General features: G+C 75.9%; 17 protein-coding genes. 13 read left to right on the top strand and 4 right to left on the bottom strand.

Going from position 1 to position 18,866, the window contains the following annotated elements; all coding sequences use genetic code 11:
• Positions 1-36: 36 nt before the first annotated feature.
• From BTM25_RS10780 to BTM25_RS10820, 9 genes are all read left to right on the top strand, one after another.
• Positions 37-972, top strand: a complete 936-nt coding sequence (locus BTM25_RS10780) for an ATP-binding protein (RefSeq protein WP_103562533.1) — start codon at positions 37-39, stop codon at positions 970-972.
• A gap of 56 nt (positions 973-1,028) precedes the next feature.
• Positions 1,029-1,787 (top strand): hypothetical protein, encoded by a 759-nt coding sequence (locus BTM25_RS10785; protein ID WP_103562534.1) that lies wholly within the window; start codon positions 1,029-1,031, stop codon positions 1,785-1,787.
• A 43-nt stretch (positions 1,788-1,830) separates the two neighbouring features.
• Entirely contained in the window at positions 1,831-2,304 is a 474-nt protein-coding gene (locus BTM25_RS10790) for a ribose-5-phosphate isomerase (RefSeq protein WP_103562535.1), read from the top strand.
• A 195-nt stretch (positions 2,305-2,499) separates the two neighbouring features.
• Positions 2,500-3,666, top strand: coding sequence for a PP2C family protein-serine/threonine phosphatase (locus BTM25_RS10795; RefSeq protein WP_103562536.1), 1,167 nt, complete (start codon positions 2,500-2,502; stop codon positions 3,664-3,666).
• A gap of 236 nt (positions 3,667-3,902) precedes the next feature.
• Positions 3,903-4,433 carry an NADPH-dependent FMN reductase gene (locus tag BTM25_RS10800; RefSeq protein ID WP_202420714.1) on the top strand — a complete coding sequence of 177 codons (531 nt, stop codon included), beginning with the start codon at positions 3,903-3,905 and terminating at the stop codon, positions 4,431-4,433.
• Entirely contained in the window at positions 4,430-4,957 is a 528-nt protein-coding gene (locus BTM25_RS10805) for a flavin reductase family protein (RefSeq protein WP_103562537.1), read from the top strand. The genes BTM25_RS10800 and BTM25_RS10805 overlap by 4 nt, the downstream gene beginning before the upstream one ends.
• A 110-nt stretch (positions 4,958-5,067) precedes the next feature.
• Entirely contained in the window at positions 5,068-6,471 is a 1,404-nt protein-coding gene (locus tag BTM25_RS10810; protein ID WP_103562538.1) for a sensor histidine kinase, read from the top strand.
• A gap of 15 nt (positions 6,472-6,486) precedes the next feature.
• The gene (locus BTM25_RS10815) at positions 6,487-7,998 is read left to right on the top strand and encodes a carboxyl transferase domain-containing protein (protein ID WP_103562539.1); all 1,512 of its coding nucleotides are present in this window, start codon (positions 6,487-6,489) and stop codon (positions 7,996-7,998) included.
• Between the two features lie 45 nt (positions 7,999-8,043).
• Entirely contained in the window at positions 8,044-12,420 is a 4,377-nt protein-coding gene (locus BTM25_RS10820) for a hypothetical protein (RefSeq protein WP_103562540.1), read from the top strand.
• On the opposite strand, the gene BTM25_RS29610 is transcribed toward BTM25_RS10820, so the two are convergent.
• Together BTM25_RS29610 and BTM25_RS10830 are read right to left on the bottom strand one after the other, a co-directional pair.
• On the bottom strand, positions 12,356-13,279 hold the full coding sequence (locus BTM25_RS29610; protein ID WP_168212076.1) for an alpha/beta fold hydrolase: 924 nt from the start codon (positions 13,277-13,279) through the stop codon (positions 12,356-12,358). The genes BTM25_RS10820 and BTM25_RS29610 overlap by 65 nt on opposite strands.
• Positions 13,276-14,166 (bottom strand): alpha/beta fold hydrolase, encoded by an 891-nt coding sequence (locus BTM25_RS10830; RefSeq protein WP_103562541.1) that lies wholly within the window; start codon positions 14,164-14,166, stop codon positions 13,276-13,278. The genes BTM25_RS29610 and BTM25_RS10830 overlap by 4 nt, the downstream gene beginning before the upstream one ends.
• Positions 14,167-14,244: 78 nt before the next feature.
• On the opposite strand from BTM25_RS10830, the gene BTM25_RS10835 reads away from it, so the two are divergent.
• Positions 14,245-14,835, top strand: coding sequence for a TetR/AcrR family transcriptional regulator (locus tag BTM25_RS10835; RefSeq protein ID WP_103562542.1), 591 nt, complete (start codon positions 14,245-14,247; stop codon positions 14,833-14,835).
• Here the strand turns inward: BTM25_RS10835 and BTM25_RS10840 are convergent.
• On the bottom strand, positions 14,832-15,275 hold the full coding sequence (locus tag BTM25_RS10840) for a MarR family winged helix-turn-helix transcriptional regulator (protein ID WP_235828336.1): 444 nt from the start codon (positions 15,273-15,275) through the stop codon (positions 14,832-14,834). The genes BTM25_RS10835 and BTM25_RS10840 overlap by 4 nt on opposite strands.
• A gap of 188 nt (positions 15,276-15,463) precedes the next feature.
• Here BTM25_RS10840 and BTM25_RS10845 point away from each other — a divergent pair, with 188 nt between their 5' ends.
• Genes BTM25_RS10845 through BTM25_RS30325 form a run of 3 tightly spaced genes read left to right on the top strand, consistent with a single transcriptional unit; the run spans position 15,464 to position 17,418 of the window.
• Positions 15,464-15,874, top strand: coding sequence for a ribonuclease domain-containing protein (locus tag BTM25_RS10845; RefSeq protein WP_103562544.1), 411 nt, complete (start codon positions 15,464-15,466; stop codon positions 15,872-15,874).
• Positions 15,875-15,889: 15 nt separating this feature from the next.
• On the top strand, positions 15,890-16,243 hold the full coding sequence (locus BTM25_RS10850) for a barstar family protein (RefSeq protein ID WP_103562545.1): 354 nt from the start codon (positions 15,890-15,892) through the stop codon (positions 16,241-16,243).
• Positions 16,244-16,251: 8 nt separating this feature from the next.
• Positions 16,252-17,418, top strand: coding sequence for a PP2C family protein-serine/threonine phosphatase (locus BTM25_RS30325; protein WP_103562546.1), 1,167 nt, complete (start codon positions 16,252-16,254; stop codon positions 17,416-17,418).
• On the opposite strand, the gene BTM25_RS10860 is transcribed toward BTM25_RS30325, so the two are convergent.
• Positions 17,399-18,826 carry an aldehyde dehydrogenase family protein gene (locus BTM25_RS10860; protein WP_103562547.1) on the bottom strand — a complete coding sequence of 476 codons (1,428 nt, stop codon included), beginning with the start codon at positions 18,824-18,826 and terminating at the stop codon, positions 17,399-17,401. The genes BTM25_RS30325 and BTM25_RS10860 overlap by 20 nt on opposite strands.
• Positions 18,827-18,866 lie beyond the last annotated feature (40 nt).

Consider the following 18,866-nt stretch of genomic DNA (forward strand, 5'->3'; position numbering starts at 1 on the left):
ATCGGTAACGGTTTTCATTCCATCAGGGGGCACCTCATGAAGATCGCGTTCGTCGGCAAGGGCGGCAGCGGCAAGACCACCCTGTCCTCGCTGTTCATCCGGCGGCTCGCCGCGCTCGGCCGGCCCGTCGTCGCCGTGGACGCCGACATCAACCAGCACCTCGGCGTCGCGCTCGGCCTCGACGACGATCGCGCCGCCAAGATCCCCGCGCTCGGCGACCACCTGCCCGAGATCAAGGACTGGCTGCGCGGCGCCAACCCGCGCGTCGCGTCCGCCGCCGCGATGGTCAAGACGACGCCGCCCGGCACCGGCTCGCGGCTGCTGCGGCTGCGCGGCGACGACCCCGTCCACGCGCTCGGGCAGGACGTGGACGGCGTCACGCTCCTCGCCACCGGCCCGTTCAACGACGACGACCTCGGCGTCGCGTGCTACCACTCCAAGACCGGCGCGGTCGAGCTGTACCTGAACCACCTCGTGGACGGCGCCGGCGAGTACGTCGTCGTGGACATGACGGCGGGCGCCGACACGTTCGCGTCCGGCCTGTTCACGCGCTTCGACCTGATGTTCCTGGTCGCCGAGCCCACCCGCAAGGGCGTCGGCGTCTACCGGCAGTACGTCGAGTACGCGCGGGACTACGACGTCGCCATCGCCGTCGTCGGCAACAAGGTCCAGAACGACGAGGACGTCGCGTACCTGCGCGCCAACACCGGCGACGACCTGCTGACCTGGGTCGGGCAGTCGGCCGCCGTCCGCGCGTTCGAGCAGGGCCGCGCCGGGATCGCCCTGGAGGACGCCAACACCGCCGCGCTCGACGCGATGCTCACCGCCGTGGACGCGCGCGGCAAGGACTGGGACGGGTACCTGCGCCAGGCCGTCCAGTTCCACCTGAAGAACGCCGAAAGCTGGGCGAACCGGGCGGTCGGCGCGGACCTGGCCGAGCAGGTCGACCCGGAGTTCCGCTACCCGGTCTGAACCGTGATCCGGGCACCCCTGTCGGCGGGGCGGACGCGGGGTTACGCTTCCCGGCCATGACGTTCCGGCCCCCGGCTCCCGCTCCCGCGCCCGGCCCCGCCGCGCCGCGCGCGTTCCTCATCGGGCTCGCGGCGGTGCTGCCGCTTCTCGTGTTCTGCGTCCTGTTCGGCAACCCGTGGTTCCGCGACTGGTGGTTCCGCCAGCACGTCCTCGGCAACGGCTACCTCCAGCCGATCCGGCTCGTGTCGTTCCTCGACTGGGGGTTCGCGCGCGGCTACCAGCCGCCCATGGGCTACGTCGTCATCGACCTCTTCGGGACGCTCGTCGCGCTCGGCCTCACCGTCCTGCTGGCCGCGCTCGCCGGGCGGACGGTGGACCCGCGCCGGGGCGCGTTCGGCGCGCTCGCGTCGGGCTGGTGGGCGGCGCTCGTCGCGTGCGGCGCCGGCGGATTCGTCAAGGGACTCGCGACGTTCCAGTACGACGACATGCCGGCGCCCGCGCGGCTCCTGTGGAGCACCACCGAGGCGGGGCTGGCGTTCGGGTTCGTCTACGGCTGGCTCGGCGGCCTCGCCGCGCTGCTGGCGTTCCTGGTCGGCCGGGGCCGGACGCCGCGCGCCCCGGTCCATCCGTACGCGCCGCCCGCCGCGCCGTACGCGCCGCCCGCCGCCCCGCCCGCCGCGCCGCCCGCCGCGCCGCCCGCCGCGCCGCCCGGGTGGGGCGGCCCGGGGACGCCGCCGCCGTACCCGCAGCCGGGCTGGGGCGGCCCGCAGCCGCCGCCCGCGCCGCGCGGGGACGGCCCGCCGCCGCCCGCCTGACCCGGGGACGGCCCGCGCCGGGCCGCCTGCGACAATCTCCCGCATGCGCGTGTATCTGGGATGCGACCATGCCGGCTTCGAGCTGAAGGAGCACCTGCTCGCCTGGCTCAAGGCCAACGGGCACGACGCCGTGGACTGCGGCGCCCTCGCCTACGACGCGGTGGACGACTACCCGCCGTTCGTGCTGCGCGCCGCCGAGCGGGTCGCCGCCGAGCCGGGCGCGCTCGGGATCGTCATCGGCGGCTCGGGCAACGGCGAGGCCATCGCCGCCAACAAGGTCAAGGGCATCCGGGCCGCGCTGGTGTGGAGCGACGCGACCGCGACCCTCGCGCGCGAGCACAACGACGCCAACGTCATCAGCCTCGGCGCCCGCCAGCACGACCTCGGCACGGCCACCCGGTTCGTGGAGCTGTTCCTCGGCACCGCCTACTCCGACGAGCCGCGCCACACGCGCCGGATCACGATGCTCGCCGAGTACGAGGAGACGGGCGAACTCCCGCCGCTGCCCGGTAACTGACCGTCACGGCGCGTGACCGCCGTGCGGGCCGCCCGAGGTGATCCTGATCATGGACGGCCCCGCCCGGCCGGGCGATCCGGCAGGTCACGGGTCCCATGACGGGCGTGCGCGCATGATGACCGTTCCGTCACGGACGGTCATCGGTGCCGTGGAACCCCACCGTACGGGCCGGATGCTCGGTATCGTCTGCACGTCATGCTGCAACGACTGGTGCGCCACCTGCCGCTCCGGATCCGCACGCTCCTGCGCCGGGTCCCGCTACTGGTGCGCCTCTACCGGTGGACGCGCCAGGGCAAGCTGACGCGCGAACGGTACGTCTTCGTGGCGCTGGCGTTCCTGGTGCTGGCGGTCGGGCTCGGCGGCGACTCGCAGGAGCGGGCGGCGTCCGGCGCGCTGGTGCTGATCGTCCTCGGCGGCGGGCTGCTGCTGAAGATCCGGACGGTCGTCGCGCTGCTCGGCGTCGTCGCGGCGGTGATCGCCTACAACGCCTACGACGCGTGGGACGACGGCCGGGGCCTCGGCCTCGGCGTCATCGCGACGCTCTCGATCACGGCGCTGCTCGCGCTGACGCTGGCGCGCACCCGCCAGCAGCTCGGCGTGCAGGGCCTGCGCGGCGACTCGATGCTGCTGGAGCTGCGCGACCGGTTGCGGCGGCAGGGCGAGATGCCGCGCCTCCCGGCGGGCTGGGACGCGCAGGTCGTGCTGCTCCAGGCGGGCGGCTCGTCGTTCGGCGGCGACTTCGTCGTGTCGGCGCGCGACGGCGACCGGCTGGAGGTCGCGCTGGTGGACGTGTCCGGCAAGGGCACCGACGCGGGGACGCGGGCGCTCATGCTGTCGGGCGCGTTCGGCGGTCTTCTTGGATCGGTCCAGCCGGAGGGCTTCCTTCCCGCCTGCAACCGCTACCTGCACCGTCAGGGCTGGGACGAGGGCTTCGTCACGGCCGTCCACGTGGAGATCGACCTGTCCACCGGGGCGTACACCGTCGAGTCGGCGGGGCACCCGCCGGCGGTGCAGTTCGACGCCAGCAGCGGCGAGTGGCAGGTCAGCCCGGCCAAGGGCGTCGTGCTCGGCGTGGTGCCGGAGATGGACTGCGTCCCCGACCACGGCACGCTGATGCCCGGCGACGCCCTGCTCCTCTACACCGACGGGCTCGTCGAGTCGCCCGGCAGCGACCTGGACGCGGGCATCGAGCACCTGCTCGGCCAGGCCGAGCGCCTGGTGCCCGAGGGGTTCGCGCGGGGCGCCAGGGAACTCGTCGAGACGGTGGCGGCGGCGCGCGACGACGACTGCGCGCTCGTCGTGATCTGGCGCACGTGGCCGCCGTCGCCCGCCGCCGGGAAACAAGGGCATCTGGAAACGTGAACGTCATCTCGATGTTTCCGTCTGTGAACAACGGTCCGGCAGAGTAGTCATCAGTTCGGCAACCGCCCCGGACTCGTCGGATCCTCCTCGGCGCGCGAGGCTCCCGGGCGGTTGGCGGCACCGAAGGAGATGCCCGCGCGAACGGCACCCCAGGGGTGGGAGGCGCCGTCCGCGCGGGCATCGGCCGTCCCATATCCCGATATAGCCGATTGACTTGGTAGGGATATTGCCCTTCAATGGGGGACGTGAGCTTCCTGGTCATCATCGGCAACCCCCGTCCGCACTCGCGCACCGCCACGGCCGCCGTCGCGGCGGCGCGCGCGGTCGCGGACGCGGCGGGCCTGTCCTCCGCCCCCGAGACCATCGACCTGTCGGACCTGGCCCCGCGGCTCCTGGCCGCCGACCCCGGTCCGGACGTCGCCGCCGCGCTGGAGCGCGTCGCGGCGGCGGACGTCCTGCTCATCGCCAGCCCCACCTACAAGGGCACCTACACCGGACTGCTGAAGTCCTTCCTGGACCGGCTGCCCGGCGGCGCGCTGACCGGCAAGGTCGCGCTGCCGCTGCTGGTCCTCGGTGCCCCGCAGCACGCACTGGCCGTCGAAGTCCATCTGCGGCCCCTGCTCGTCGAGCTGGGCGCGACCGTCCCGACCCCGGGGCTCGCGCTGCTCGAATCCGACCTCGACCGGCTCGACTCCGTCACGGCGGAGTGGGCCGGACGGGTGGCCTCCGCAGCGCGGGGCGCTCTGCGCGCGGAGGCGTCCCGGTGACCGGGACGGCGACGGCACGGCCCGTCCCGGTCACCGGGGACTCCTTCCGCGACGCGCTCGCGCGGCACGCCGCCGGCGTGGTGGTGGTCACCGCCCGCCCCGACGGGGCCACGCCCGAAGGGCTGACCGCGACGTCCTTCACGTCCGTCAGCCTCGACCCGCCGCTCGTGTCGTTCTACGTCGCGGGGTCGTCCACGACGTTCCCGCGCCTGCGCCGGGCGGCGACGTTCGCCGTCAACGTGCTCCGGCACGACCAGGCCGACCTCGCGGCGCGGTTCGCCAGCCGCGACGTGGACCGGTTCGCCGAACCGACGCGGTGGCGGCCCGGCCCGCAGGGCGAACCGCTGCTGGACGGCGTCGCGGTGCGGCTGCGCTGCGCCTGGCACAGCGTCCGGGAGATCGGCGACCACCTGCTCGTCGTCGGGCACGTCACCGGCGTCGAACTCGGCGCCGACGACGACCTGCCGCTCCTCTACCACCGGGGACGGTTCGGACGGTTCACGGCGCACCGGCGGCACCGCTAGAGGTTTCCGCCCGGCGGCCACCGGAAAGATCTTGAAGACCGGTCGCAGGCCCCCCGGCGACGGTCGCGCGGACGAGCGCCCGCGCGGGTCCGAGCGGGGAGGCGGCGAGGATGCCCGAGCGCGGGCGGTGGCGGCGGCCGTCGCGGTGGTCGCTGGGGCCCCGCGTGACCGCCGTCGCGACCGGCGTCTTCCTGATGTTCGGGGTCGTCGGCGCCATCCTGTTCTTCGTCGTGCTCAAGCAGGTCGTGTTCACCAGCCTGCGCCACCAGGGGGACCGCGCCGTCCGGGAGGTCGTCGCCGAGGCGCAGTCGGCCGGATCTCCCGTCCTGCGGTCCCGCCAGCTCGGCTTCTCGCTGCTCCAGATCGTGGACGAGCGGGGACGCGTCGTCGCGGCGAGCGCCCAGGCCGCCGGACGTCCGGCACTGACGACGGCACGGCCCTCCACGCCGGGCGGGCACGTCCACAAGGTCGTGCACATCCCCGGCTACGACCACCGCGTGTACGTCGTCGGCGCGTGGACGCACGACGCCGCGGGACGGCCCCAGATGGTCTACGCTGGGCTGCCCGTCCCGGTGCTCGACCTGGTGCGGAAGGTCATCGCGGTCGAGATCCCGCTCTCGGTGCCGGTGATGGCGGTGTTCAACGGCTGGATGGTCTGGTACTCCGTGCACCGCGCGGTGCGCCCGGTGGGACGGATGCAGCGGGAGCTGGCCGCGATCACCGGCGGACGGGAGGAGCGGCTGGTGACCGTCCCCGACACCGAGGACGAGGTCGCCGAACTCGCCACGTCCATCAACGTCACGCTGCACCGCCTGCACCGGGTGCTGGAACGCCAGCGCGGCTTCGTCGCCGACATCTCCCACGAGCTGCGCAACCCGCTCACCGGCCTCCAGGCCCAGCTCGAAGTGGCGCTGGAGAGCCCCGAGGACGAGGACTGGCCCGGCGTCGCGCGGGCGACGCTCGCCGACGCCGACCGGCTCCAGCAGCTCGTCTCGGACCTGCTGATCATGGCGAAGCTGGACGCGGGCGTCCCGCTGGACCGCGAGGACCTGGAACTCGGCGCGTTCGCGCGGGAGGAGGCGACGCGGCGCAGGCGGCGGGTGCCGGTCGAGGTGGACCCCGGCGACGGCGTCCACGTGCACGGGTCGCGGCACGCGCTCGCGCGCATCCTCAACAACCTGCTGGACAACGCGGCCCGGCACGCGGCGGAGCGGATCGAGATCCGCGTGCGGGCCGAGGGCGGCGAGGCGGTGCTGACCGTCCGCGACGACGGCGCGGGCATCGCCCCCGAGGACCGCGAGCGCGTGTTCCAGCGGTTCCAGCGGCTCGCCGAGAGCCGGCGGCGCGACAAGACCGGCAGCGGACTCGGGCTGCCGATCTCGCGGGAGATCGCTTCGGCGCACGGCGGGACGCTCGTCGTGACCGGCGACGGCCTGCCGTCGGAGTCGGGGGACGGACGCGGCGCGGCGCTGGAGCTGCGGATCCCGCTGGCGGACACCCGCCGCGCGGACTGAACGCACGGTCCGCCTATGCTCGGCGCACTGTCCCGGCGCCGAGGGGAGCCCGCGTTGAGCGAACGGGTCGGAGCCCGTGCGTTGCTGGACCGTGTCGTCACCGGATGGACGTCCTGGGACGAACCGCCGGTCGAGACCGCCCCGCCCGGCTCCCGGTACGCGGCGGACCTGGCGGCGGCACGGGAGAGGAGCGGCTGCGACGAGGCCGTCCTGACCGGCGAGGGCCTGCTGCGCGAGCACCGGGTGGCGTGCGTGGTGTCGGAGTTCGGCTTCCTCGCCGGGTCCATCGGGATCGCGACGGCGGACCGGATCGTCGCGGCCGTCGAACGCGCCACCGCCGAGGGGATCCCGCTGCTGGCCGCGCCGTCGTCGGGCGGGACGCGGATGCAGGAGGGCACGGCCGCGTTCGCGCAGATGGCGCGGATCACGGCCGCCGTCACGGCGCACCGCGCTGCGGGCCTGCCGTACCTGGTCTACCTGCGGCACCCGACGACGGGCGGGGTGTTCGCGTCCTGGGGGTCGCTCGGGCACGTCACGGCCGCCGAGCCGGGCGCGCTCATCGGGTTCCTCGGGCCGCGCGTCTACGAGGGCCTGTACGGCAAGCCGTTCCCGCAGGACGTGCAGACCGCCGAGAACCTGGCCGCCAAGGGCGTCGTGGACGCGGTCGTCCCGATCGACGACCTCGCCGACGTCGCGGCGTGCGCGCTGGACGTGCTCGCGGCCCGTCCGTCCGTCGCGGTGCCCCCGGCGCCCGACCCCGCGCCGGTGCCCGCCGCGCCCGCGTGGGAGGCCATCGAACGGTCGCGGCGCCCGGACCGGCCCGGCGCGCGGGACCTGCTGCGGCACGGCGCGACGGCCGTGACCCCGCTGTCGGGCACCGGCCAGGGCGAGGCCGACCCCGGGCTGCTGCTCGCGCTCGCCCGGTTCGGGTCCGCGCCGTGCGTCGTCGTCGCGCAGGACCGCCGCAGCCAGCGCACCGGGCACCCGCTCGGCCCGGCCGGGCTGCGCGTCGCGCGGCGCGGCATGAACCTCGCCGCCGACCTCGGGCTCCCGCTCGTCACCGTCGTGGACACGCCCGGCGCGGTGCTGTCGGCCGAGGCCGAGGAGGGCGGGCTCGCGGGCGAGATCGCGCGCTGCCTCGCCGACCTGCTCACGCTGCCCGCGCCGACGCTGGCGCTGCTGCTCGGCGAGGGGACGGGCGGCGCCGCGCTCGCCCTGCTGCCAGCCGACCGGGTGCTGGCGGCGCGGCACGCCTGGCTGGCGCCGCTGCCGCCCGAGGGCGCGTCGGTGATCGTCCACCGGACGCCGGACCGCGCGGCCGAGCTGGCCGAAGCGCAGGGCGTCGGAGCCGCCGACCTGCTGCGCGACGGCATCGTGGACGACCTGGTGGACGAACGTCCCGACGCCGCCGACGAGCCCGTCGCGTTCTGCCTGCGCGCGGCGGCGGCCGTCGAGCGGGCGCTCACCGGGCTGGCGGCGGCGCCGCGCCTGCGCGCCGCCCGCTACGACCGCGCGGGGCGCCGCTGACCGAAGGGGACGCCTCTGTCGGTGGCCGCTGCCATAATCCGCGACATGTCCGTCCCCCTGCCGCACGATCCGCGTGCGTCCACCCTCTACCTCGACTGGGCGAAGGCGCACGGCCACGACCACGCCGCCGCCGAACGCCTGGTCGAGACGCTGCGCACCGGCGCCGCCCGCGTCCACCGCAAGCCCCGCCGGTTCGTCGACGAGCTGGCCCGCGAGACGCGCGGGCTGCCGCCCGACCACGTCCCCTGGTACTGGGACACGGTCGGGCACCGGCTGCTGAGGGCCGCGCCGCGCGCCGCCGGGGAGGCCTACGTCGCCGCGCGGCGGGCCGAGCGGGACGGCGCGCTGCCCGTCGACCCGGACTTCCGGCTCGCCAACGCCGCGCTGTTCGCCCGGCACGGCGCGCTGCCCGCCGGCGAGGTCCGCGCCCTGCGGGACTGGCTGGCCGCCGCGTACCCGGCCGACCGCGCGCACGAGCTGTTCGCGAACCTGGTGCTGGCGTGGCGCAAGGCGCCGCCGCCCGCCGAGCTGCCCCGGCTCGTGCGCGCGTCCGCGCGGGCCGCCGGGCACGGCCCGGCCGAGGAGTCGCGGATCCTTGCGCGCGTCCTCGCCGCCTGCGCGGGCACCGAGCTGTCGGACGGCCTGCTCGACCGGTCCGCCGCGACGTTCGCCGCCGCGCCGCCCGAAGACCCGGTCGCGCTCGCGGGCCTGTTCCCGACGGGCGCCACTGACGGCGCCGCGTTCCTGCGGATGCTGGACGCGGCGGGCGCGCTCACCGCCCTCGCCGACGGCGCCGAGCCCGAGGGCGGGCTCGCGGCGTGGCTCGGCGGGTTCCCGTTCCACTACTCGTACGTCCGCGTGCCCTACGGCGGCATCACCCGGCAGCCGATGCCCGCCGAACTGTTCGCGGCCGTCGAACGCGTCGCGCCCCGGCTGGCGGCAACGCCCGTGACGTTGCACCGGTCCCGGTTCAACGGCACGTCCAGCCTCGACGCCGACCTGCTCGACGCGTGCCTGGCGGCCGGGGTGCCGGTCACCGTCCCGGAGCTGAAGCGGCTGACGGAGTGGGGCGCGGCCTCGGTCCGCGACCTCAAGGCCGTCGCCGCGCACCCGGAGTTCGGGCCGCTGCTCGAACACACGCTGCGGTCCGGCCCCGGCACGGCCGTCACGCGGCTGCGGCCCGGCTCGGGCATCGAGGCGAGCGTCCACGCGCGGATCGAGGAACTGCTCGCCGCCGTCACGTCCGGCGGCGCCCGCGCGGCCGAACAGGCGCTCGCCGAACTGGACGGCGTCCTGGACACCCCGACGCTCGCCGCGCTGGACGGCACCGCCGCCGCCCTGGCCGCGCTGGACCTCACCGCCCCGCTGCTGCGCACGCTGCGCGCCGGGATCCCCGCCGAGCTGGCCTGGCCCGCCTACGACGCGGCGGTCGCCGAACTGGACGAGATCGCCGGGACGACCGCGACGTGGCCCGTCCTCACGCTGTTCGGGGGCGGGCGCGCGATCGCCGTGGGGCCGTCCGGACGGGTCGGCGCCTGCGCCTACACGCTGCCGGACGACGCCGGGATCCACACCGTCCACTACGCCGACGGCGACTTCCTCGTCGCCTGGACGGCCGACCGGTACGCGCCGCGCCGCGCGTTCTGGGCGAGCGACCCCGGCACGGTCGCCACGCTCGCGTCCGCCGACGCGCGCGGCGTCAGCGAGAGCGCGCACTGGGAGTACGGCGACGAGTTCGCCGTGCCCGGCGGCCGGTTCGACGGGAAGCGCGTGCAGCGGCCCGGCGAGTTCACCGGCATCGCCTACCCGGGGCGCCAGCTCAGCGACGGCACCCGCGTGTGGGCCACGCACAGCAGCCCCCGCACGCTGGACGACTACACGGCCGAGGACGGCACGCCGCTCCCGTCCTTCTTCACCGCGCCGCGCGCCGGGTACGAGATCGAACCGCGCCTGGTGTTCCTCGCCCCGGCGCCGGACTCCCCGCTCGGCGGCGCGGAGGGCCTCAGCGGGTCCCGCGTGCTCGTCCCCGAGGGCCGCGACCCCGACCACTACATCGTGGAGACGCTGGACGGGCGTTCGGCGAGGATCGCGTCCAAGCACATCGCGCCGTACCCGTTCGGCATCGCGCGGATGCCCGGGGGCGCCGCCGACACCGTGCTCCAGCGCGCGTGGCAGATCGTGCGCGGCGTGGACCCCGCCGACGGCACCGTGCTCTGGGAGGCCCCGACGCACGGCGCCGGGACGCCGGTCCCGCCGCCGCTGTTCTGGCACCTGCTCGCGCCGCGCGACCCCGCGTCGTCGCGGGCGCTGCGGGCCGCCGACGCCTCCGCCGCCCGCGCCCTGCTCGACGGCGGCGCCGTCCCCGGCGTCGCCGATCCGGTGATCGCGGCGACGGCGGCCGACCTCGCGGCCCGGCTGGCGGACGCGCGCGACCGGCTGGTGCGGCGCGCGGAGGTCGTCGCGTCGGGCGCGCTCGTCCGGCCGCCCGCCGAGGCCGCCGACACCGCCCTGCTGCCCGCGCTGCGCGGCCTGGTCGCCCTGCGCGGCCCCGGCGCGCCGGACGGGCCGCCGTCCCCGCTGCCCGCCACGCTCACCGCGATCGCCGCCGACGGGCGCTTCCTCGACGGCGCGGTCACCGACGAGGTCCGGCGGCTGAGCCGTCCCGCCGCGCCCTGCGACTGGCCGGTGCTGCTCGGCGCCATCGGCGCGGTCGCGCTGCGCGCCGTGACGGCCGCGACGTCCGGCGACGATCGGGCCGCGCTCGTCGCGCTGCTGCGCACCTGGGCGGACACGCCGTTCGCGCGTCCGGGCGAGTGGCGGTACGGGTACGCGCGCTCGGCCGCGTCCGGGGACGGGACGGTCACGGTGGCGCCGCCGCGCTTCGTCCAGTGGGCGTCCGCGCCGCTCCCGGCGGACGCGACCAAGGTCGAGACGGCCGTCACCGGCGACGACGCGGCCCTGATCGGGCGCGTCCTGGACCTGCTCGCCGAGCACGGCCCGGTGACGTTCGGCGACGCGGCGGCCGAGGAGTTCGCGCGCCGCACCGGCGTCCGTCCCGGCCTCGCCCGCTACGTCCTGGACGGCCTGCCGCGCCGCGCCGAGTTCGGCAGCGACCGCGTGACGAGCATCGAGGAGCAGGAGAAGGCGCTGCGCTCCTACACCGGCTCCAAGACGGCGGTGCAGGAGGCCGAGAACCTGCTGCGGCGGCTCGGGCACGCCGGGCACCGCCGCGTCCTCGCCGCCGCCGTGCCCGCCGACCCCGCCGAGCTGTGGACGGCCGGCGGCGCCGTCGCCGCCGCCGCGCGCATGGCCGACGCCTGGACGGCCCTGCTCGGCGCCCGCCGCCCGGTGGACGAGAACCTCGCCGCCGAGCTGGACCGCGACCTCGGGCTGGACTCGTCCTGGGCCGCCGCGCTGGGCGATCCGTCGCCGCGCGCGGTGGAGGTTCCGGCGATGGTCCCGTCCGCGCGGCGCGGCGACATCTGGCTGCGCGCCCTCAAACCGGACGGCACGCCCGGCGGCTACCACTACGGCCACCCGTACGTGGTGCTCGCGTCGGTGCTCGCGTGGGCGTGCTCGGAACGGCCCGCGGGGGACCCGTCCGTCGGCGGCCTCGCGGCCCTGCTCGACCAGTTGCGCGCCACCGTCGCGGCGCCCGACCGGTTCATCCCGCTCGGGTCGCAGCGGATCGGGGGCGGGCGCGCGGTGCGGGCGGCGCTGTTCGGGCCGCGCACGCTGACCGTCCAGGCGCACGCGTCCGACGCCGGGGACCCGGTCGACGCGTTCGACGACGGCGTCCTGATCGTCGGCGCCGACGACAACTGGGCGCGCCCGCTGCTGCGCACGACCGCGCTGAACGACCCCGCCGCGCTCGCCGAGGAACTGGAGGTCTGCGCCGAGTACAAGCTGGACTCGCTGGCCTTCGACCTGCGCCGGGAGGCGGCCCGGCTGAACGTGGCGGCGCTGGTGGAGCGGGCGCTGAACAGCCCGGTCCCGGCCGGACGGTACGAGAACGACCCGTCCGCGAGCGTCCCCGGCCTGGTCGCCGAGGTCGCCGCCGACCTCGGCGCGAGCCCGGACGCCGCCGCGCTCTACCTCCAGCTCCTCACGCTCGCGCAGCCGACGGACAAGAACGTCCGCCGCTGGAACGGCTGGAAACCGGCCCGCCACACGGCCGCACAGGACGAGCTGGCGGCGCTCGGCGCGGTCGTCGTGGAGAAACGGCCACGGGCGCGGCGGACGGCGTTCGTCCCCGGCCCGTGGACGGATCTCAAGTCCCCGGCGCTCCCGATGGAGGAACGGAAGCTGGAGCCGTACCTGCTGAAGGTGAACTACAAGAAGGAAGTGAGCGGGCCGTTCATGCGGGTCCTGCCGCCGGTGCCCGTCCACGAGCTGTTCCACCGCGCGTGGGCGGACCGCTGAGCTTCGCGAAGAAGTCCAGCACGTGCCCCGCCACCGCGTCGGGGTCCTCGGTGGCGGGGAAGTGCCCGACGCCGCCGAGGACCTTGACGCGCAGGTCGGCGGCGCGTGGCCCGAAGCCGGACATCCCCCGGACGGGCAGCAGCGGGTCCCGGTCGCCCGCGAGGACGAGCGTCGGGACCGTCAGCGGCGTCCGCCGGTACCGCCCCGCGAGGATCGCCGGGATCTCCCGCGCGACCAGCCCCCGGTAGTAGCGGACGGTCGCGCGGACCCGCTCGGGGTCCTCGAACTGCCGCAGGTAGACGGCCTGGTCCTCGGGCGGCAGGGTGCCGGTCCGGTGGACCCAGTGCCGCAGCGCCCACCGGGGGATCGCCGACCCCGCGAGCCGGGGTCCCGTCGCGTTGGCGAGGATGTGCCACAGGCGCGCGCCGTCCGGCAGCGTCCCCGGCGTCGGCCGCGTGAACGGGCTCGCGGTGTTGATCGCGACGAGCCCCCGCACGCGGCCGGGGTGCCTGAGTGCGATGAGATAGGCGGCGAGGCCGCCCCAGTCGTGGCCGACCAGCCCGAACTCGCGCACGCCGAGCCGGTCGAGCAGGCCGAGCACGTCGCGGGCCATCACGGCGGGCCGGTAGCCGTCGCGCGGCGCGTCCGTCCAGCCGAGGCCGCGCAGGTCCGGGCAGACGACCCGGTGCCGCTCGGCGAGGCGCGGCAGGACGTGCCGCCATTGCCACCAGTGCTGCGGCCAGCCGTGCAGCAGGACGAGCGGGTCGCCCGCGCCGGCGAGCGCGACGTGCGTGCGCAGGCCGCCGACGTCCACGAACGCGTGCTCGACGCCGGGGACGTCCGGCGGCGGCGCCGTCACCGGGCCTCCGCCGACGTCCGGTCCAGGAAGCCGGTGATCGCGGTGGCCAGCGGCAGCGGCCGGTCGACGGGCGAGAACGTGCGGGCGCCGGCGATCCAGGTGAGCCGCGCGTCGGGGAAGTCCCCGGCCAGGCGCTCGGCGTCGGACGCGGGGAAGAACCGGTCCTTCTCCGACCAGGCGATGAGCACGGGCCGGTCGAAGCCCGCGAAGCGCTCCGCCGCCGCGCGGGTGTGGCGCGGGTCGAGACCGCGCAGCACGCGGCGCAGGTCGGCGCGGACGGCCGGGTCCACGCGGGCGGGCGTCACGAACGAGTCGCTGACCTCGCGGCGCAGCGGGACGCTCGTCAGCCAGCCGTAGGCGAGCGGCGTCCGGCGCAGCGCGCGGACCCGCAGCGTGGCGGCCAGCGCGGTGAGCGCGCCCGGGAGCGCGGCGGCGACCTTGAGGAACGCGAACGCCTTCGGCGGGAACCGGTCGTAGGCGTCGCAGGAGGTGAGGACGAGCCGCGCGACGAGGTCGGGCCGCGTCACGGCGGCGATCTGGCACACCGCGCCGCCGGTGTCGTTGCCGACGAGCGTGACCGGCCCGAGCCCGAGGTCCTCGATCAGGCCGATGAGCAGCGCGGCGAGGCCGGGCGGGGTGAGGTCGGCGTCCGGCGCGGCGACGGTGTGCGACCCGAACGGCAGGTCGACGGTGACGCAGCGGTGGCCGGGCGCGACGAGCGGCACGACCCCGGCCCAGAGGTTGGCGTTGACGAGCAGCCCGTGGACGAACACGACCGGCGCGCCGTCCCCGGTCTCGAACACGGGCAGCCGCGCGGCCGGCAGGACGATCTCGCGGCGCGTCCCGAGGGCGGGGTCGCGCCAGGTCCCGTACGTGGTCTGGGTCATCCGAACCAGCTCCCTGCTTGAGAGGATGGGTGTGCCAGGAGAGTAACAAACAGGCTGTCTGTTTTTAAGAGGGGGACGATGAGTCGGCAGGCGGAGAGGTCGGAGGCGACCCGGACGGCCCTGGTCGCCGCCGCGCGCGAGCTGTTCGCCGAGCGCGGCTACGCCGGGGTCGGCACCGTGGAGATCGTGGACCGCGCCGGAAGCTCCCGGGGCGCCATGTACCACCACTTCAAGGACAAGAAGGAGCTGTTCCGGGCCGTCTACGAACAGGTCCAGGAGGAGATCGTCGCGCAGGTCGCGGCGGCGATGGAGGACGTCGGCGACGACCCGTCCGCCGCCCTGGACACGGGCCTGCGCGTCTTCCTCGACACCTGCCTCCAACGCGACAAGGCGCGCATCGGCCTGGTCGACGCGCCCGCCGTCCTCGGCTGGGCGGCCTGGCGCGAGATCGACGAGCGGTACGCGCTCGGCCTGGTCACCGCCGGGCTGGAGATGGGCCGCGCGGCGGGCGTGCTGCGCGCCGACCTCCCGCTGCGCCCGCTCGCCCACATGGTCCTGGCGTCGCTCGCCGAGGCCGGCCTGCTCATCGCCGGCTCCGACGACCCCGAGACCGCCGGCCGCGAAGCCCTCCCCGCCGTCCTGGCCTTCCTGGAGGGCCTCCGCGCCTAGCCCTCCGCCGCGCGGTGGAGGGCCGCGAGGTGGGAGAGCGCGGGGAGCGCGGCGGCGAGGGCTTCGCGTTCGGCGGGCGCGAGGCGGCCGGTGACGTCGGTGAGGCGGGCGATGCGCTCGGCGTGGCGGCCGTCCACGATCGCGGCGCCCGCGCCGGTCACGTGGACGAGCACAGCACGTCCGTCGGACGGGTCGGACTGGCGCTCCACCAGGCCGTCGCGCTCCAGGCGGGTGACGATCTGGGTGACCGCCGACTGCGTGACGTGCTCGTCGGCGGCCAGGGCGATGAGCCGTCGCGGGCCGCACCGCGCCAGCGTGTGGAGCACCGAGAGCGTGGTGAAACTGAGGCGCTGGGACGTCGGGAGCCGCACGGACATCCGCGCGACGTCCTCCAGCACGGTGGCCAGATCGGCGACGTCGAGATCGGTGGCGGAGGACACGCGCCCGAACGATAGCGAAGTCCGCCCGCCGCGCCGACTCATTTTTCCCGCGCCGGACGCGCAGGTCGCGCGGCACGGCGACCGGCCGTCAGGAAGTGTTTACGAGGATTTAGCGGGATACGGAATGGTCTCGTCGGGACGCGGGCGGTGACGATGGCGGCGTCGACCCCCTCGCTCTGGGAGGCCCCGTGTCCAAGCAACGCCCCCGCTCGTCCTGGGCCAGGCGCGCCGCCGTCGCGCTCGTCGCCGCCGTGTCGGTGACGGGCGCCGTCTCGACCGTCCCGGCGAACGCGACCGTCTACGGCTCCTGCACGATCTCGCGCTGCGCCGACGGCAGCTACGCCGCGTCGGTGTGGGCGGGCAAGGGCTGGCCGTCCACGTCCGGCTGGTACACCTGGCCGGACGGCAAGTGGAACTACACTGGCGGCGTCTACCACAACTACGACGGACAGCTCCCGTCCGGCGCGACCTACCACGAGTACGACGTCTACTCGCGGGCGAAGGGCGCGTCGCGGGACGCGTACCGGATCGTCCACAGCAGCACCGGCGCGGTCTACTTCTCGCCGGACCACTACGCGAACTTCTACCGGCTCTCCTAGAACGAGGTCCCGCCGATGACGCCGCCGCCCTGGTTGACGGTCACCGGCGACCCGGTTCCGGCCGACCTCGACGGACGGGACTGCCGGACCCGCGCCGCCCTCTTCACCGAGGCGGCGCGGGCGCTGGCCTTCCCCGACTACTTCGGCCGCAACTGGGACGCCTTCGCCGACTGCCTCCGCGACCTGGACCGCTCGTCCCTGACCGTCGCGCACGCCGACGAACTGCTCGCCGACGAGGACCCGCGCCAGCTCGCGATCCTGCTGGACGTCCTCGCCGACGCATCCGCCGACGGCCTCACGACCACCTTCCTGGTCCGCGCCGACCGCGAACCCGAGCTGGAGAACCGCATCGCCGCCGCTCTAACCTGACGGGCACGATGCCCGATTGTTCCTCCTGCGGGGGCGTGGTCGCCCCCGACGGCCGCTGCTGGGACTGCGGCACGCCCCAGCCGTCCTTCCGCGCCCACCTCGAAACCGTCCTCGCCGACCGCGCCGCCGGCGTCAGCGACCGCGGCACCCGCCCCGGCGCCAACGCCGACGCGCTCGCCCTGGCGACCGCCGGCGCCTGGACGATCGCCGTCGTCTGCGACGGCGTCTCACTCACCCCGCGCGCCGACCGCGCCGCCCGCATCGCCGCCGAGACGGCCGCCGCCGAACTGACGACCCGCCTGCACGCCGGCACCGAACCCGAGGACGCCCTCGACGCCGCCGCCGTCCGCGCGGCCCGCGCCGTGACCGCCCTGGCCACGTCCGCCACTCCTGCTGCCGCCCCGCCCGTGCCCGGCCGCGCCGCGACCCCGTCCGCCGCCTCGCCGGAGGCCGCCCGCGCCGCGCTCCCGGCTGTCGCTCCGCCCGGGACGGCTCACGCCGCGTCCCCGTCGGCCGCCTCGCCCGTGCCCGGCCGCGCCTCGTCCCCGGCTGCCGCCATGGGGGTGACCGGCCGCGCCGCGTCCCCGGCCGCCGACCCGGCCGGGGCCGACCGCGCCACGCGTCCGGCCGCCGCCCCAGTTGTGGTCGCCCGCGCCACGTCACGGGCCACCAGTCCGGTCGTGCCCGGCCGCGCCGCGTCCCTGGCCGCCGGTCTGACGGTGGGCGGGTGCGAGACGGTTTCGGCGGCCCTGGGCGAGGCGGGTCGTGGGGCGGGTCCGGCGCCGGCGTGCACGTTCGTCGCCGCGATCGCCGGGCCGTCCGGGCTGTGGACGGGCTGGATCGGCGACAGCCGCGCCTACTGGCTCCCCGACGACGGGACCGCGCTGCGCCTGACCGGGGACGACCACGGCGCGCACGAGGCGCTCGCCGCCTGGCTCGGCGCGGACGCGGACGAGCCGCGCGTGCGGATCCGGTTCCTGCGCCCGTCCGGGCCGGGTCGGCTGCTGTTGTGCACGGACGGCCTCTGGCGCTACCTGCCGGGCGCCGCCGAGCTGCGGGCGCGGCTCGGCGGCGGCGACCTGCGCGCGGACGCCCGGGCGCTCGTCGGGCACGCGCTCGCGGCGGGCGGCCACGACAACGTCACGGCCGTGCTGATCAGAGCTGGAGGCCCGTGAGGACCATCACCTTCTCCTCGGTGTAGTCGTTCATCGCCGAGTGGAGACCCTCGCGGCCGACGCCGGAGTCCTTCACGCCGCCGTAGGGCATCTGGTCGGCGCGGTAGGACGGGACGTCGCCGATGATCACGCCGCCGACGTCCAGTTCGCGGTGCGCGCGGAACGCGACGTCCAGGCTGCGGGTGAACACGCCCGCCTGGAGGCCGAAGGCGGAGTCGTTGACGTGGGCGAACGCGTCGTCCACGCCGTCCACCGGCTGGACGAGCAGGACGGGCCCGAAGACCTCCTCGCGCGCGACCTTGGCGTCGGCGGGCACCTCGGACAGGATCGTCGGGGCGTAGACCGCGCCGTCGCGCGAGCCGCCGGCGAGGACCTTGGCGCCCGCGTCCACGGCCTCGTTCACCCAGGTCTCCACCCGGACGGCCGCGTCGGTGCTGACCAGCGGGCCGACCTGGGTGCGCTCGTCCCACGGGTCCCCGGTGACCAGGCCGTTGACGGCGTCGATGAGCTTGGGCAGGAACTCCTCGTAGACCGAACGGTCGACGTACACGCGCTGGACGGCGATGCAGCTCTGCCCGCCCTGGTAGTTGGCGAACAGCCCGATCCGGGACGCGGCCCAGTCCAGGTCGGCGTCGGGCAGCACGACCGCCGCGCCGTTCCCGCCGAGTTCCAGAGTGACGTGCTTGCGCGGGACCTGGTCGTTGATGGACCACCCGACCGGCACCGAGCCGGTGAACGACACGATCGGCAGGCGCGGGTCGTCCACGAGACCACCCGCCCGGTCGTTGGGCACCGGCAGCACCGAGAACATCCCGACCGGCAGGTCGGTCTCGGCCAGCAGCTCGCCGAGCAGCAGCGCCGACAGCGGCGTCGCGGGCGCGGGCTTGACGATGATGGGCGTCCCGACCGCGATCGCCGGAGCGATCTTGTGCGCGGTCAGGTTGAGCGGGAAGTTGAACGGCGAGATCCCGAGCACCGGGCCGCGCGGTACGCGGGTGACGTAGGCGACACGTCCGGCGGCGGCGGGCTCGGTGTCGAGCCGCTGCACGTTCCCGCTCCAGCGGCGCGTCTCCTCGGCCGCGAACCGGAACGTCGCGACCGCCCGCGCCACCTCGCCGCGCGCCCACAGCAGCGGCTTGCCGTTCTCGGCGGTGATCAGCCGGGCGACCTCGTCGGCGCGCTCGGCCAGCCGCCGCGACACGTGCAGCAGCGCCTCGGCCCGCACGTGCAGCGGCAGGGCGGCGGCCTGGCGGCGCACCGCGTCGGCGGCGGCCACCGCCTCCTCGACCTGCGCGGGCGTCGGGACGGACGCCGCCCCGACCACGTGCCCGTCAAAGGGGTTGGTGACCTCGATGGACTCGTCCCCGGTCGCCGGACGCCCGGCCAGCCAGAAAGGTGTCACGTTCATCCGTCTGCACTCCTTCTCGCGTCGATCCACGCTATCCCGG

Origin of the sequence: Actinomadura rubteroloni (genome assembly GCF_002911665.1) — a bacterium.
Classification (GTDB): Bacteria; Actinomycetota; Actinomycetes; order Streptosporangiales; family Streptosporangiaceae; genus Spirillospora; species Spirillospora rubteroloni.

Bases quoted from the DNA above. Each gene is read 5' to 3' on its own strand.
- BTM25_RS10785 (WP_103562534.1), top strand. From the start codon at position 1,029: ATGACGTTCCGGCCCCCGGCTCCCGCTCCCGCGCCCGGCCCCGCCGCG.
- BTM25_RS10800 (WP_202420714.1), top strand. From the start codon at position 3,903: ATGGGGGACGTGAGCTTCCTGGTCATCATCGGCAACCCCCGTCCGCAC.
- BTM25_RS10835 (WP_103562542.1), top strand. From the start codon at position 14,245: ATGAGTCGGCAGGCGGAGAGGTCGGAGGCGACCCGGACGGCCCTGGTC.
- BTM25_RS10850 (WP_103562545.1), top strand. From the start codon at position 15,890: ATGACGCCGCCGCCCTGGTTGACGGTCACCGGCGACCCGGTTCCGGCC.
- BTM25_RS10795 (WP_103562536.1), top strand. From the start codon at position 2,500: ATGCTGCAACGACTGGTGCGCCACCTGCCGCTCCGGATCCGCACGCTC.
- BTM25_RS10830 (WP_103562541.1), bottom strand. From the start codon at position 14,166: ATGACCCAGACCACGTACGGGACCTGGCGCGACCCCGCCCTCGGGACG.
- BTM25_RS30325 (WP_103562546.1), top strand. From the start codon at position 16,252: ATGCCCGATTGTTCCTCCTGCGGGGGCGTGGTCGCCCCCGACGGCCGC.
- BTM25_RS10820 (WP_103562540.1), top strand. From the start codon at position 8,044: ATGTCCGTCCCCCTGCCGCACGATCCGCGTGCGTCCACCCTCTACCTC.
- BTM25_RS10860 (WP_103562547.1), bottom strand. From the start codon at position 18,826: ATGAACGTGACACCTTTCTGGCTGGCCGGGCGTCCGGCGACCGGGGAC.
- BTM25_RS10815 (WP_103562539.1), top strand. From the start codon at position 6,487: ATGCTCGGCGCACTGTCCCGGCGCCGAGGGGAGCCCGCGTTGAGCGAA.
- BTM25_RS10790 (WP_103562535.1), top strand. From the start codon at position 1,831: ATGCGCGTGTATCTGGGATGCGACCATGCCGGCTTCGAGCTGAAGGAG.
- BTM25_RS10780 (WP_103562533.1), top strand. From the start codon at position 37: ATGAAGATCGCGTTCGTCGGCAAGGGCGGCAGCGGCAAGACCACCCTG.
- BTM25_RS10810 (WP_103562538.1), top strand. From the start codon at position 5,068: ATGCCCGAGCGCGGGCGGTGGCGGCGGCCGTCGCGGTGGTCGCTGGGG.